We start from the raw sequence: 14,527 nt of genomic DNA on the forward strand, positions 1-14,527 counted from the left end.
CCAAATTAGGTTTTATTACTTTAAATACGGGTTTTCTGTAGCGCTTTGTGTTGCTTGCGCGGTTTGCGCCTGCTCTACAGGTGTTTGATCAAGATCATTCAATTGGTATTTGCGGATGATAGCCAACACCTGCGATGTCCATTTTTTGCTGCTGGCGTAGCCGCTGCGCTGGATCCCTTTAACCCATTTTTCGTAATCGTACTGGGTCAATTCATCTGATATGCGGCCCAATTCCTGGCGATGGGTAATGACGCGTGCAAAATCGTCGAACGATTCTAATATCGAATTGTACTTTTTATAGGCCGATGTTACCCTCTTGTTGTTTTTATAGTAAATAGTAGTACTGCCTCCTTTAAATCCAAATTGATTATTAAGATTTTTGGCAATTGAACTGTTCCCATTACCAGACTCATGCATAGCTATGCCTAAAACTATGCTGGCGGGTATGCCTGTTTCATGCATAATTTGTATGGCATTATCTTTGAACTGTTCGATGTAAGATTTTGAAGTGTTCTTTTGGGCGAACGCGGTAACAGACGATATTAGCAGCGTTGTAATCAGTAAGGTTTTCTTCATAATTATTTTTTTCTGATGATAAGTATACCGTCGCGCACTGGTAAAATGAGTTTTTCAACTCGTGTGTCAACAGCTATCCTGTCATTTAGTTTTCTGAAACTCTCCGTATCGGCATCTTTTTCGGCGCCGTATACTTTGCCCTTCCACAAAACATTGTCAATTATTATTAATCCTCCGGATCTGACTTTGTCAAATATTAACTCAAAGTAAAGTAAATTATTCTTTTTATCCGCATCAATAAACACAATATCAAACACTTCAGTGCTTAAAGTGTCTATTACATGCTCTGCAGGCCCAAAATGGACCCTTATTTTTTTTTCCACATCTGTTAGCGAAAAATGCTTTTTAAGCATTTCTTCTAATTCGCCGTTAACTTCAATGGTATGGATTATTCCGTCTTCGGTAAGCCCTTCGGCCAAACAAATAGTGGCATAGCCGGTAAAAGTGCCTATCTCCAAAATACGTTTTGGCTGCATCATTTTACTCAGCATGCTCAACACCCTGCCCTGGTAATGGCCCGACAGCATATTGGGCTTTAGCACCTTTAAATAGGTTTCCCTATTTATAAATTGAAGCGCCTCCGGCTCGGGTTCGCAATGGTTATCAAGATAGGATTGTAAGTCGCCTGGCAAAATTTCCATGGCGCAAAGATAAGTATTTTGAAATTAATGGGTTTTGAACCATGATTCGTAGGATTTAAGGATTGCCTTGATTTGCCTATCTATTTTGTATTTTAAACCATTTTATTATTATGGACACGTTTAAATTGCAAGCTTCGGGAACCGAAATTAATTAGCAAGCCTATCTCCATTTTATAGGCTTCAAGGTAATTCATTGTTTGGGCGAGATGTACATCTTCTAAATTAATAATTGCTTTTAGCTCAACCATTATTGCTCCTTCAATAAAGAAATCGACCCTTCGCATCCCGACATCAATTCCATCATAAAAAATTGGCATTTCCATTTCTCTTACAAAGCCTAATCCTTGCTTTTGCATCTCAACAGCCAGGCACCTTTGATAAATAACTTCTTGAAACCCATTACCCATAGCCGCATGCACTTTCATCGCACATCCAATAATCTTCTCAGTAAGCTCTTTATATTTCATGGTAATCCTAAAATCCTACGAATCATGGTTCAGAAACTTTTTTCCATCCAGCTCTGCAGCAAAATTGTAGCGGATATCGTATCAACCCTTTCTTTATTCTGCCTGTCCATTTTCTTAAATCCGCTTTGCATTATGGCTGCTGTCGCCATTTTTGAAGTAAAGCGCTCGTCCAGCATTTCTATAGGGATCTCTGGGAAGGTCCGCTTCAGTAAATTAACAAAGCCTTTAACATGCGGGGCAGATTGCGACGGGGTGTTATCCATCTGTTTGGGCTCGCCCACAATAAAGCGTTCCACCTGCTCTGTTTGCAAATATTTTTTCAGGAAGTCGATGATCAGGTTAGGATGTATCGTATCCAGACCGGTCGCGATGATCTGCATCGGATCAGTAATCGCAATGCCGATGCGCTTGGTGCCGTAGTCGAAAGCCATAATGCGGGGCATAGTGAGTAGTGATTGGTAAATGATGAGTGTTATATGCAAATGTATTTTTTAATAATTGAAAGTTGGTTATTTGTAAAATAAAAACAACCGCTGCAAAAAACCCACCACTCACTACTCACCACTCACTACAAATTATTATCTTGCACCAATGCAGTTTAAACAAATAGTAGGGCAGGCCGCCATAAAGCAACGGTTAATCAACTCGGTAAAAGAGAACCGGGTTAGTCATGCGCAGCTGTTTTTGGGGCCGGAGGGGTCGGGAAGTTTGGCGCTGGCGGTTGCTTACGCGCAGTATTTATCCTGTTTGGACAAACAGGAAGATGATTCGTGCGGCGAATGCTCATCATGCCGCAAATACCAAAAGTTAACGCACCCCGATCTGCATTTTACCTATCCTACATTTGGTACACCAAAAGAAACGGCTGTCGATTTTATTGACACCTGGCGCACGGCATTTTTAGAAAACCCTTACCTGAACCTCGATATCTGGCGCAGTTATTTGGATGCCGGTAACAAGCAGGCCAACATCAATATTTTAGACTGCCACCAGATCATTAAAAAACTAAGCTTTAAACCGTTCGAGTCGGACTATAAGGTTTTGATCCTTTGGATGCCGGAGTTTTTAGATAAGCAAGGAAATTCACTGTTAAAAATTATTGAAGAGCCGCAACCCAATACGCTTTTTTTATTGGTGGCCCAAAACCAGGACCAGATCCTGAATACCATCTTATCACGTACGCAGCTGATAAAAGTTCCGGCTTTGGGGTATGAGGATATTAAGTCGGAAATGATAGCCCACCATAATCAAACAGAACATGCCGCTGCCGAGATTGCCTATTTAAGCAATGGTAATTTAACCGATGCGCTTTTAATGCTGCAGCAGGATAATAAAAGTTACAATACCTTATTTGTACAATGGCTGCGCCTTTGTTTTGGCAATAAGGGGATAGAGATCGTTAGCTTTGTTGACCAGCTGTCAAAGATGGGGCGAGAGAACCAAAAGAATTTTTTGCGTTACGGCATCAGCTTTATAAGGGAATGCTGCTTATTAATTGCTGGCGCCGGCGAGCTGGTACATTTGCCCGCTGCCGAACTGGAAACCGCGCAAAAACTAAGCGCGATAATGAATATTTCTATCAATAACTCCATCATAACCGAGTTGGAGAAGGCACATTATCACGTAGAAAGAAATGCAAACCCTAAAATTTTATTTTTAGATGTATCTTTACAAATTATAAGCTTTTTAAAGCTTAAGACAAGCCCGCAAGGGAATCAATATATAGCGAACTAAATTATGGGATGTGGAAGTTGCTCAACGGGGGGCGGATGCTCGCCGGCAGGCTGCAAAAGTAATGGCTCATGCCTCACAAACGGATGCAGTAAATTAGATGTTTACGACTGGCTGTCGCATATGGACATGCCGGTAAATTATAAGCCGTTTCCAATCATCGAGATAAAATTTAAAGGCTCACGCAAGGAGTTCTTTTTAAATACCGATAATATTTACCTGGAAAACGGCGACCTGGTGGTTGTTGAAGCCACAACCGGCGGATACGACATTGGCCATATATCATTAACCGGCGAGTTGGTGCGCATGCAACTGACCAAGCGCCGCGTTAAAGAAGAAGATGTTTTAAAGAAGATCTATCGCCGGGCTACACCCGCCGATGTGGACAAGTGGAAAGCCGCCAAGGATATGGAATGGGAAACCATGCATAGCGCGCGCAAGCTGGCCCTCAGCCTTAACTTATCAATGAAGTTAAGCGACGTGGATTACCAGGCCGACAAAAGCAAGGCGACATTTTATTACACGGCCGAAGGCCGCGTGGATTTTCGCGAGCTGATCAAGAAAATGGCCGAGACCTTCCGTATCCGGATAGAGATGCGCCAGATTGGGATGAGGCAAGAAGCAAGTCGTTTAGGCGGTATTGGCTCCTGCGGCCGCGAGTTATGCTGCTCTACCTGGTTAACCGATTTTAAAACAGTTTCAACATCTGCTGCGCGGTATCAAAACCTGTCGCTAAATACGTTAAAGCTGGCTGGCCAATGCGGTAAATTAAAGTGCTGCTTAAATTATGAGCTGGATACTTATATGGATGCGTTGAAGCATATCCCCGATAATGTAAACTACCTTAAAACGCTTAAAGGTGATGCCCGCCTGCAAAAAACGGATATCTTTAAAAAGCAGATGTGGTTTAGCTACCCGCGCGAAGAATCGTGGATAGCGGTGCCATTGGCACGGGTTAAAGAGATCCAGCAAATGAACAAGGATGGCGTTTTGCCTGACGACCTGTTGGTGTTTGTCGAAGTTGAAAACGAACCAATAAAAGCATTGGATTACGAAAACGTTGTTGGCCAGGATAGCCTTACCCGTTTGGACGAGCGCAATCGCAACGCCAAAAAGAAAAACAACAAGAACCGTAATAAAAACAAGCCAAACCCCAATAACCCGGGTGGGCAACAACGCCCTGAAAATGCCGGCGGCCAGCAAAACGCCAGTGCGCAACAAAGGCCGCAGGGACCAAGACCAGAGGGTGGTCAGCAACAAAGGCCACAAGGCCCACGCCCCGAAGGTGGTGGACAGCCCAATAACAATGCCCAACAACGCCCGCAGGGGCCAAGGCCCGAAGGCGGCGCAAACCCCAACAGGGACCGTAACAGGAACAGGCCAAATAATAACCGAAATCGTCCGCGCCCTGATGGGAACCGTGGTGGTGTAGATGGCGGTGGCGAAGCACCAAAAGCTTAAGTAATGAAAATTGGTTTAAAATATATATTCCCCGCCATGATAGCGCTGTTGGCGCTGTCATGGTCGGGGTGTACAGACCCAAACGCTGTTGTTGATAAGAATATTGAGATCGTCAACAACAACTGGGCCTACACCAACAAAGTTAAAGTCGAGGTTAGGATAGACAACGAGCAAATCCCCTATAACCTATACCTTAACCTGCGGGTAACCGCAGATTATAAGTATTCGAACATGTTTGTGCTGATCAGCCAGGTAAATCCGGATAAGAAATCAGCCAGCACACGTTATGAAGCCAAACTGGCAAATCCGGATGGCGAATGGCTTGGTGATGGATCTGGTAATTTATACAGCTTTCAAATACCTTTCAAAACCAACTATAAATTCCCGGCAAAGGGCACCTATACTTTCCAGCTGGAGCAAAACATGCGCGATAACCCGCTGAAAGAGGTGAGTGATGTTGGGATAAGGGTTGATAAAGCAGTTAGTCAATAGGGCTTTAAGCCCGCGGTACGACTTATGTTTGCATCAAATAGTCCGTTTTATTTTATAACTTTACTTCATCAGTAAATAAAAACGGTTGTTATGTATTCTGAAGAAAGAAAAACACATTTAATCGAAGAGGTACAAAAAATCGAAAGCGAAGCTGTTTTACTTGAAATTGAAACTGTTTTAAGTAAGCACAGTAAAGCTACAAAAACGGTTAGCATCTATGATTTCGTTGGAATAATTTCAAAAGAAGAAGCTGCCGAAATGAATAAAGCTATTGAAGAATCATGTGAACGCGTAGACGAAAATGACTGGAAGTAATGTCTTTCTCGACACATCTATAGTCATTGAGCTTTTTTCAGGGAATCAAATAGTCGCCGACAAGATCAATGAACAACCTGCATTTTATATTTCTTCGATCGTTCTTGGTGAGCTTTATATTGGCATAAACAGAGTAGCTAATAAAACTAAACACCTACAAAAACTTAACTCATTTTTAGATTTGTGTATTGTACTTGATATCGACAAAACTACTGCTCAATTTTTTGGAGAAATTACTGCCACCCTCTATAAAAAAGGCAAACCAATACCTACTAATGATGTTTGGATTGCGGCATCGGTTAAACAACATGATCTTATTTTAGTATCGATGGATAGCCATTTCGTAGAAGTTGATGCTATCCGAGTAGCCCGCTGGTAAGTTTTTTCTTCACCGTCCTTCATTTATTAATTTTTCCTACCTTCGTTTTGCTAATATTTTTATCAAAATGACCGTTGCTGTTTTAGTTGCTTCCCTTATTATCCTGTTAATTGCTGTGTTTCTTTTTTTAAAGAAGCCGGCTGCCGCTGATGGCATTTCGGCAGATGAGTTCGCGCATTTAAAAAATGAAAATACTACGCTAAGCATTTCGTTGGCTAAAGCCGAGGAGCGCGCGCTGGGCCTGGGCTTAGAGCGTGATAAAGCCGACAGGTTATTACAGGACGAACGCGAGCGCTATGATACCGGCATTGCAGCCCTTAACCAGGAGCTGCTTACCGAAAAGAACCGCATGGCCAAGGCCGAAGAATCATTTAAAGCACAGCGCGAACGGCTGGGCGACCAGGAGAAAAGTATCCAGGAGATCCAGGTAAAGTTTCAGAAAGAGTTTGAGAATGTTGCCGAAAAGCTGTTGAAAGAAAAATCGAAAGAGTTTATTGATGTTAACCGTGCTAACCTGGATATCATCCTAAATCCGCTTAAAGAAAACTTGAAGGCGTTTGAAGACAAGGTAGAAAAAGTTTATAAAGTGGAGTCGGACGAGCGTAATTTGCTCAGGGGCGAGTTAACCCAGTTAATGGCTTTAAATAAGTTAATAAGCGAAGAGGCAAACAGTTTAACCAAAGCCTTAAAAGGCGACAATAAAAAACAAGGTAACTGGGGCGAGGTAATCCTGGAACGCGTTCTTGAACGCTCGGGCCTGGTGAAGGACCAGGAGTACCGCCTGCAAGCCAGTTTAACAGGCGTAGACGGCACCCGCCTGCAGCCCGACGTTGTGATTGACCTGCCGGATGAAAAACATTTGATAATCGACTCTAAAGTGTCCCTGATAGCTTATGAGCGTTTGGTTAATTGCGAGACCGAGGATGAGCGCAAGCTGTTCAGCAAAGCGCATGTCGAGTCAATCCGCAGCCATGTTCATGGGTTATCATCAAAAAACTATCACGATCTGTACCAGATCAACTCGCCCGATTTTGTGCTGCTGTTCATCCCGATAGAATCGTCGTTTAGTTTCGCTGTGCAGATAGACTCTGAATTATTTAGCGATGCCTGGGATAAACGTGTGGTAATTGTTAGCCCGTCCACCTTGTTGGCTACGCTACGCACCATTGCCAGCATCTGGAAACAGGAGCGCCAAAACCGAAACGTATTAGAGATTGCCCGCTTAAGCGGTGCCATGTATGATAAGTTTGTAGGTTTTGTAACCGATATGGAAGGCATCGGCAAAAACATAAAACAAAGCCAAAGCGCTTATGACAGCGCTATTAACAAGCTAACCGAAGGCAATGGCAATTTGACCAAAACCGCCGAAAAAATTAAAAGCCTTGGCGCCAAAGCCAATAAGCAGCTGGATCAGAAATATATTGAGCTCGGGGATGATGAAGTTTATGAATAGTCCCCTTTATATTTTAAGTTAGGCCTGTTTATTAATTCGCACTTATGTCATTCTGGATATTTGATTTCATTTTCATCTTCATGTCCATCTTCATTTCTTTTACGGCCATGTTAAAGATCATATCAAAATCGGTGTCCATGGCTACCGGGTAACTTTTATCAATAGCATACACCATTTTACCCATGCCGTTGCCGGTACCTTTTCCAACCAGGGCAACACCATTTTTTTCGGTATTCATATTAAACTCCATGGACATATCTGTATCAAAATAGCCTTGCGTACCCTTTAAGCCGGTAAGCTTATAAATTGTTTTTATTACAATATCCATGTTCAGAACCCCGGCTGGTACGCTCATGGGTATCTCCTGGGTAAATGAGTCTCCGATAGCTAGCGGCTTTTCAGGAAATTTTATCTGGGCCTGCATTTTGTTCATCATGTCAGTCATCGCGGCTTTTAATTGCTCATTGGCGCTTGTCGAATTAATTTTATCCACACGCAACTTTCCATCCGCATCACATTCGCCTATCATTTTCTCGCCAGCGATAGGGTTTTTTGGCATAAGGGTTTCCTGGCCATTCATCGTCATTTTTGTTGTAATATCGTTATAGCTCATTTCGAACGGGAACGTTTGGGTTGGACCTAAAGCACCGGTAATTATGTTGGCGCCAAGGCTCATATCCATTTTCATTACCATAGGTTGCTTGGCGCCCTGCGCCTTAAGTTTAGCAACGGTAGCCGAATCGCCGCCCATAGCCATTTCCATCCCCATAAGCATTTTCATGTTTATTTTATAGGTGTGTTTTGGCAGGTATTTATATTTAAACAAAGCTGATTGCTGGGCTTTTAAAGCTGTAGACAGGCCCACTAAAACAATCAGGTAGTAAATTTTTTTCATGGCTAATTGGTTAGGTTATTTACAATTTCATTTAAATGTATAAATATTGTTACCAATAACAGAGAAAATTTCGGGCAAAAAAAAAGCGCCGAAGGCGCCGAAAAATTTTTTAGCGAAGGTTATTCGCCTTCGTTCTTAGGAAACGCGTTCCAGCCCTGCGCTTTTAACGGATGCACCATGCCCGATTTTGTTATCAAATTACAACCTGATGCCGGCTCGGTGATATGGCCTATGATGGTGATATCCATTTTAAACTTGATCTTTTCGTAATCGGCTTGTTTAACGGTGAAAAGTAACTCGTAATCTTCGCCGCCGCTTAAGGCGCAAACCGTTGGGTCGAGGTTAAATTCGCGGGCCGTCTCAAAGGTCATCGGGTCAAGCGGAATTTTTTCTTCGTAAATACTGCAGCCTTTTGCACTTTGCTTACAGATATGCATGATCTCTGACGCTAACCCGTCGGACACATCTATCATCGCCGTAGGCTTAACATCAATCTCTTTTAACAGGTCTATAATATCACGTCGTGCCTCTGGTTTTAACTGGCGCTCAACTATATAATCTTTACCTTCCAGGTCGGGCTGGATATTCGGATTTTCTAAATAGATCAGTTTCTCGCGTTCTAATAATTGCAGGCCAACGTACGCGCCACCCAAATCGCCCGATACACAGATCAGGTCGCCTTCCTGCGCGCCATCACGATAAACCACATCTTCGGCATTGGCATAACCAATTGACGTTACACTTAATACCAGACCCTGTTTTGATGCTGATGTATCGCCACCTACCAGGTCCACGCCGTATTTTTCGCACGCAATGTAAATCCCTTCATAAATTTCTTCAACAGCTTCAATAGGGAATTTGCTTGACATGCCGATAGCAACAGTTACCTGGGTAGCGGTGCCGTTCATGGCGTAAATATCGCTCAGGTTTACCTGTACAGCTTTATAGCCCAAGTGTTTTAACGGGGTATAAGCCAGGTCGAAATGAATACCTTCCAGCAGCATATCGGTTGATACCAACATTCTTTTTCCTTCAAAATCAAGTACAGCGGCATCATCACCCACACCTTTAATGGTACTTTTTTGCACCAGCTGTATATTTTTAGTTAAGTGATTGATCAGGCCAAACTCGCCTAAGGCTTCTATATTGGTTTTTTCTTTATTATCAAACATATTATTGATGATTACACTGATGTTATTTAATGATTACACTGATTTATTTTCGGAATTAGACTGATCTGTGAAATCATTCTTAAATCTGTGAAATCCTAAGTCGGCAAAAATACAAAAGCTTAAATCAAATTAAGCTAAATACTACTAAAACAACTTTTTAAGAGGCACGTTATTAAAAAACTATCACAATTTTATTGTTATTTAATGGTGATTTAAAAAAATTAACGTGCAATTAACATTTGATCCCGATATTTACCAAAAAAACATTTATTTATGAATTTCAGAAAAATACTTATTTATGTAGGCTTTGCTACAGTTATAACTGTAGCGGGTTGTAAGAAAAGCAGTACAGTTGATCCGGGACCTATAGGCAGCACCGGAACAACCGGTAGCACAGGTTCAACCGGTACAGTTGCAACACCATATGCTATTACAGAAGATTTTGAGGTTGGAACAAAAGGGGGTTACTTACTTGATAATGTAACACTTACTACCGGTTCATGGGCTTTTGACGATGCAGTAATAGGAAGTTTAGCCACAGACGTTAAAAATGGTAGTAAAGCTGTTAGGTTACGTACCGGCGATATCCACATGAATTTTGATGTGAACGGCGTAAACAAGATCATTATAAAACACGCTAAATATGGTGCCGACGCAGCATCTACCTGGAAGTTATCCATGTCGGCAGATGGTGGCGCAACCTATACCGATTTAGGTGTTGCTATTAATGAAACATCAACAACATTGGTTACCGACTCTTTTGCAGTTACAGCAACAACTAAAGTAAGGTTCAAAATATCAAAAACAGGCACCACGCGTGTTAATATTGATGATATTACCTTTAAAGGAAAAGGCGATGCCGGCATAACTGTTGGTATACCTGATACCCAGGGTCCTGATACTACAAAAACCACATCTGCAACTACACCAAGGGGTGTTACCATAGGTGCCGATGCCCCACCAACTACTGGCGAAAACAGCAATATGTTTTTCGGTAATCCATCAGGCGCCACACCATCTGTAGTTTCTAATACCAATTATTTAATAGATGCCGGTTATTATGTAGAATCATACAGTAATGTAAGGGGTACACCTAACTGGGTAAGCTGGCATTTGGATGCAACTAATACTACTAATGCTACTCCGCGCTTAGATAATTTTGCAGCTTATACAGGCATAGATCCAACCTGGTATGCTGTACAAAGTAACAGTTATAGTGGTTCAGGGTTCGACAGGGGGCATAATTGCCCGTCGGCTGATCGGACCAGTTCAGCGAATGCTAATTCAGCTACATTCCTTATGACTAACATGATCCCGCAGGCGCCTCAAAATAACCAACAAACCTGGAATAATTTAGAAGCGTATTTACGCCAACAGGTATCCTCGGGTAATGAAGTTTATATCATTATGGGTAGCTATGGCACTGGTGGTGTAGGTTCAGCAAGCTCAACAACTGTTACTACTATAAACAATGGGCACGTAACTGTGCCCAGCAATGTTTGGAAAGTTGCCGTTATTATCCCGGCAGGCACAGGAGATCTGAGTCGGGTTACTGCTTCAACAAGGGTTCTCGCCGTTAATACTCCCAACGTTAACAGCATAAACTCCGATTGGAAAAACTATATAGTTACGGTACGCGATATAGAAACAGCTACCGGTTATAATTTATTATCAAATTTACCGCAAGCTGTACAAGATGCTGTAGAGACTAAGAAGGATTCCGGAAACTAATAAAAAAATCGCGCCCCCCGGCGACACTATAGTACGGCCGAGGGCCGGAAATTTTTTTGGGAAACCAGGTTTTACATATAAGGAAGGCCCTTGACAAACATCAAGGGCCTTTTTTATTTAACCTTTTTAGAAAGTACCCCCCTTTTGGGGGGCGGAGGGGGCTACAAACCCAGCCTTGCCGAGATCTCCAGCATTCTTTCAATAGGTATTACTGCTTTTTCAATTATATCTGCCGGAACATCAATCTCGGGCCTTTCGTTTTTAAGGCATAAATAAAGCTTCTCCAGCGTGTTTCTTTTCATGTGAGGGCAATCATTACACGCGCAATTATTATTCGGTGGCGCGGGGATAAACACCTTATCAGGGTTATCTTTTTGCATCTGGTGAATAATGCCCGGCTCGGTAGCTACAATAAATTCTTTATCGGGATGATTGGTAGCATATTTTAATATGCCGGTGGTCGATCCGATGTAATCGGCCATTTGCAGTATTACATCTTCACACTCAGGATGTGCCAGTAATTTAGCCCCGGGGTGACGTTCCTTTAGCTTGGTAATTTTCTCTCTCGAAAATATTTCATGCACCATGCAGGCACCGTTCCATAATACTAAGTCGCGGCCTGTTTTTTTAGCTACATAAGCACCTAAGTTTTTATCCGGGCCGAAGATAATTTTTTGGTCGATAGGTAAGCTTTCTACAATTGCTATGGCGTTGCTTGATGTACAAACAATATCGCTCATTGCTTTAAGTTCGGCAGTGCAATTCACGTAAGTTATCACCAGGTGATCCGGGTATTGCTCCTTGAATTTTTTAAACAAATGCGGCGGGCAGCTGTCGGCTAACGAGCATCCTGCTTTTGCATCGGGCAGTAAAACCTTTTTTGTGGGTGATAGTATCTTTGCTGTTTCGGCCATGAAGTGTACACCGGCAAATACAATAATGTCGGCACTGGTTTTTGCAGCTTCTTGTGATAGCCCAAGGCTGTCGCCAATATAATCTGCAATGTCCTGTATATCGGGATCCTGGTAATAGTGCGCAAGTATGACAGCATTTTTTTCTTTTTTAAGTTTTTCTATCTCATCAAAAAGATCAAGCGTTGGGTCTATATATTCCTCGGCGTAGCCTTTCAGTTTTATTTCTTCGAAGATATCCATTTCAACAATTCAATTAATAACAATGATTTTTTTATATAAAAAGAAACTATTGTTATTGGTGTGTTAGTTATGTTTAAAAGTAGGCAGACGTTTTTATGAAAATATTGTTTTTAACTATTTACTAACAGCTTATTAATACGTTTTATTATTTATTATACTGATTATGAGATTTGTTTGATAATCACTTTTTATTTAAAAAACTTATTTGTTAATATTTTACTGATGTTTGTAATGTTAGTTACGTTGTTAAAACGATGCAAAAGTCGCTTAAAAATTCTTACTATTATCATCAAAAAGCAAGGTTATCCACTTTTAAAATACTTGTTAGCTTTTTGCTTACACAAAATTAACATCTTTGAACCCTATTGTTAACATACTTTATAATTTTACACATCTAACACATTTTCTATGTCAAAATCAGTCGATTTCCTGGTTGTAGGTTCGGGTATTGCCGGGCTAAGTTTTGCACTTAAAGCCGCAAAGCATGGTAAGGTACTGATAGTTACAAAATCAAACGAGGATGAATCAAACACTAAATATGCCCAGGGAGGTGTCGCGGTGGTTGTGGATAAAAAGGAAGATTCTTTTGAAAAACATATAAACGACACCTTAATTGCCGGCGATGGGCTATGTGATAAAGAAGTTGTAGAAATTGTAGTAAAAGAAGGACCGGACCGAATTAATGAAATTATTGATTACGGAACCAGTTTCGACAAGACAAATGATGGGTATTACGACCTGGCAAAAGAAGGCGGCCACTCTGAATTCAGGGTGCTGCATTATAAAGATATTACCGGGTTTGAAATAGAACGTTCGCTATTAGAACAGATCCATAAAAACCCAAATATTGAAATACTAACGCATTATTTTGCTGTAGATTTAATAACCCAACACCATTTAGGAGAGTTTGTAGATAAATCATCAAACGATATTACCTGCTATGGTATTTATGCTTTAAATACGGTTACTAACGAGGTTGAAAAGTTTTTATCCAAAGTAACCGTTATGGCATCGGGAGGTGCGGGGCATATCTATTCGGTAACTACTAACCCGACTATTGCAACCGGTGACGGAGTGGCCATGGTTTACCGGGCTAAAGGCAAGGTTAGAAACATGGAGTTTATCCAATTCCATCCAACAGCTTTATATAACCCGGGCGATTATCCTTCTTTCCTGATATCAGAAGCAGTACGTGGTTTTGGCGGGATTTTAAAAAGAACCAACGGCGAAGAATTTATGCAGGAGTATGACGAGCGCAGATCATTAGCGCCGCGTGATATCGTTGCCCGTGCCATTGATGCCGAGATAAAAAAATCGGGCGAAGATTTTGTTTACCTTGATATCCGTCACCGCAGTAAAAAAGATCTGTTAACTCATTTCCCAAATATCTATGCAAAGTGTTTAGAGATCGGTATTGATATGACCAAGGATATGATACCCGTATCGCCGGCCTGTCATTATATGTGTGGCGGAGTAATGGTCGATCATTATGGACAGTCATCTATTCAACGCTTATATGCCTGTGGCGAATGTTCATCAACTGGATTGCATGGCGCTAACAGGTTAGCCTCCAACTCCTTATTAGAGGCGCTGGTTTTTGCGCATCGCATCTATAAAAACGCGATGGATAAATTTGAAGCTATTATTATCCCTGGAAACATACCCGACTGGGATGAACACGGTGTAAAACTATCAAATGAAGATATCCTGGTTACCCACAACATCCGCGAAATGCAAAAGCTGATGAATGATTATGTAGGTATCGTCCGTTCTGATTTCAGGTTGGAAAGAGCTATGCGCCGTTTAGGTTTATTGTATGAAGAAACAGAAGCGTTCTATAAACAAACCAAACTATCCGTTAAGCTTTGCGAGCTGCGCAATCTGATACAGGTATCCTACATCGTCGTAAAATCTGCCATGATGCGTAAAGAAAGCCGGGGCCTGCATTTTACTACAGATTATCCGAACCATCAGGAGGTTTTGGAGGATACGGTATTTTAGCCCCCTCTAAATCTCCCCCGGAAGGGGAGACTTTTAATAAATGCTTTTAAAGCCCTCCC

Annotated in this window: 15 protein-coding genes; 8 read left to right on the plus strand and 7 right to left on the minus strand. The window is 41.7% G+C overall.

Features of this window, described 5'->3' with window-relative positions:
- Positions 1-15: 15 nt before the first annotated feature.
- The 4 genes from ABIB50_RS04930 to ruvX all read right to left on the minus strand — a co-directional run bounded on the left by ABIB50_RS04930 (position 16) and on the right by ruvX (position 2,127).
- Positions 16-576 (minus strand): glucosaminidase domain-containing protein, encoded by a 561-nt coding sequence (locus ABIB50_RS04930; protein WP_429377769.1) that lies wholly within the window; start codon positions 574-576, stop codon positions 16-18.
- A 2-nt stretch (positions 577-578) separates the two neighbouring features.
- A complete protein-coding gene (locus ABIB50_RS04935; RefSeq protein ID WP_429377770.1) occupies positions 579-1,217 on the minus strand; it encodes an O-methyltransferase in 639 nt (212 codons plus the stop codon).
- Positions 1,218-1,309: 92 nt separating this feature from the next.
- The gene (locus tag ABIB50_RS04940) at positions 1,310-1,684 is read right to left on the minus strand and encodes a GxxExxY protein (RefSeq protein WP_429377771.1); all 375 of its coding nucleotides are present in this window, start codon (positions 1,682-1,684) and stop codon (positions 1,310-1,312) included.
- Between the two features lie 29 nt (positions 1,685-1,713).
- Positions 1,714-2,127: a Holliday junction resolvase RuvX gene (ruvX, locus tag ABIB50_RS04945; RefSeq protein WP_429377772.1), complete on the minus strand. Its 414-nt coding sequence runs from the start codon at positions 2,125-2,127 to the stop codon at positions 1,714-1,716.
- 148 nt (positions 2,128-2,275) lie between these two features.
- Here ruvX and ABIB50_RS04950 point away from each other — a divergent pair, with 148 nt between their 5' ends.
- From ABIB50_RS04950 to ABIB50_RS04975, 6 genes are all read left to right on the plus strand, one after another.
- A complete protein-coding gene (locus ABIB50_RS04950) occupies positions 2,276-3,418 on the plus strand; it encodes an ATP-binding protein (RefSeq protein WP_429377774.1) in 1,143 nt (380 codons plus the stop codon).
- Positions 3,419-3,421: 3 nt separating this feature from the next.
- Positions 3,422-4,876 carry a regulatory iron-sulfur-containing complex subunit RicT gene (gene ricT / locus ABIB50_RS04955; RefSeq protein WP_429377775.1) on the plus strand — a complete coding sequence of 485 codons (1,455 nt, stop codon included), beginning with the start codon at positions 3,422-3,424 and terminating at the stop codon, positions 4,874-4,876.
- A 3-nt stretch (positions 4,877-4,879) separates the two neighbouring features.
- Positions 4,880-5,368, plus strand: a complete 489-nt coding sequence (locus tag ABIB50_RS04960) for a gliding motility lipoprotein GldH (RefSeq protein ID WP_429377776.1) — start codon at positions 4,880-4,882, stop codon at positions 5,366-5,368.
- A gap of 90 nt (positions 5,369-5,458) precedes the next feature.
- Positions 5,459-5,683 carry a hypothetical protein gene (locus tag ABIB50_RS04965; RefSeq protein WP_429377777.1) on the plus strand — a complete coding sequence of 75 codons (225 nt, stop codon included), beginning with the start codon at positions 5,459-5,461 and terminating at the stop codon, positions 5,681-5,683.
- Positions 5,670-6,062, plus strand: coding sequence for a type II toxin-antitoxin system VapC family toxin (locus ABIB50_RS04970; protein WP_429377778.1), 393 nt, complete (start codon positions 5,670-5,672; stop codon positions 6,060-6,062). Before ABIB50_RS04965 ends, ABIB50_RS04970 begins: the two co-directional genes overlap by 14 nt.
- Before the next feature lie 67 nt (positions 6,063-6,129).
- The gene (locus tag ABIB50_RS04975) at positions 6,130-7,515 is read left to right on the plus strand and encodes a DNA recombination protein RmuC (RefSeq protein WP_429377780.1); all 1,386 of its coding nucleotides are present in this window, start codon (positions 6,130-6,132) and stop codon (positions 7,513-7,515) included.
- A gap of 31 nt (positions 7,516-7,546) precedes the next feature.
- Here ABIB50_RS04975 and ABIB50_RS04980 read toward each other — a convergent pair whose 3' ends face one another.
- Together ABIB50_RS04980 and thiL are read right to left on the minus strand one after the other, a co-directional pair.
- Positions 7,547-8,410 (minus strand): hypothetical protein, encoded by an 864-nt coding sequence (locus tag ABIB50_RS04980; protein ID WP_429377782.1) that lies wholly within the window; start codon positions 8,408-8,410, stop codon positions 7,547-7,549.
- Between the two features lie 119 nt (positions 8,411-8,529).
- Entirely contained in the window at positions 8,530-9,582 is a 1,053-nt protein-coding gene (thiL, locus tag ABIB50_RS04985; RefSeq protein WP_429377783.1) for a thiamine-phosphate kinase, read from the minus strand.
- Between the two features lie 273 nt (positions 9,583-9,855).
- On the opposite strand from thiL, the gene ABIB50_RS04990 reads away from it, so the two are divergent.
- Positions 9,856-11,313 (plus strand): DNA/RNA non-specific endonuclease, encoded by a 1,458-nt coding sequence (locus ABIB50_RS04990; RefSeq protein WP_429377785.1) that lies wholly within the window; start codon positions 9,856-9,858, stop codon positions 11,311-11,313.
- 161 nt (positions 11,314-11,474) lie between these two features.
- Here ABIB50_RS04990 and nadA read toward each other — a convergent pair whose 3' ends face one another.
- Positions 11,475-12,467 carry a quinolinate synthase NadA gene (nadA, locus tag ABIB50_RS04995; protein WP_429377787.1) on the minus strand — a complete coding sequence of 331 codons (993 nt, stop codon included), beginning with the start codon at positions 12,465-12,467 and terminating at the stop codon, positions 11,475-11,477.
- Between the two features lie 408 nt (positions 12,468-12,875).
- On the opposite strand from nadA, the gene nadB reads away from it, so the two are divergent.
- Positions 12,876-14,468, plus strand: coding sequence for an L-aspartate oxidase (gene nadB / locus ABIB50_RS05000; RefSeq protein ID WP_429377788.1), 1,593 nt, complete (start codon positions 12,876-12,878; stop codon positions 14,466-14,468).
- Positions 14,469-14,527: the final 59 nt, after the last annotated feature.

The sequence above is a fragment of the Mucilaginibacter sp. UYCu711 genome (assembly GCF_050433825.1).
Taxonomy (GTDB): Bacteria; Bacteroidota; Bacteroidia; order Sphingobacteriales; family Sphingobacteriaceae; genus Mucilaginibacter.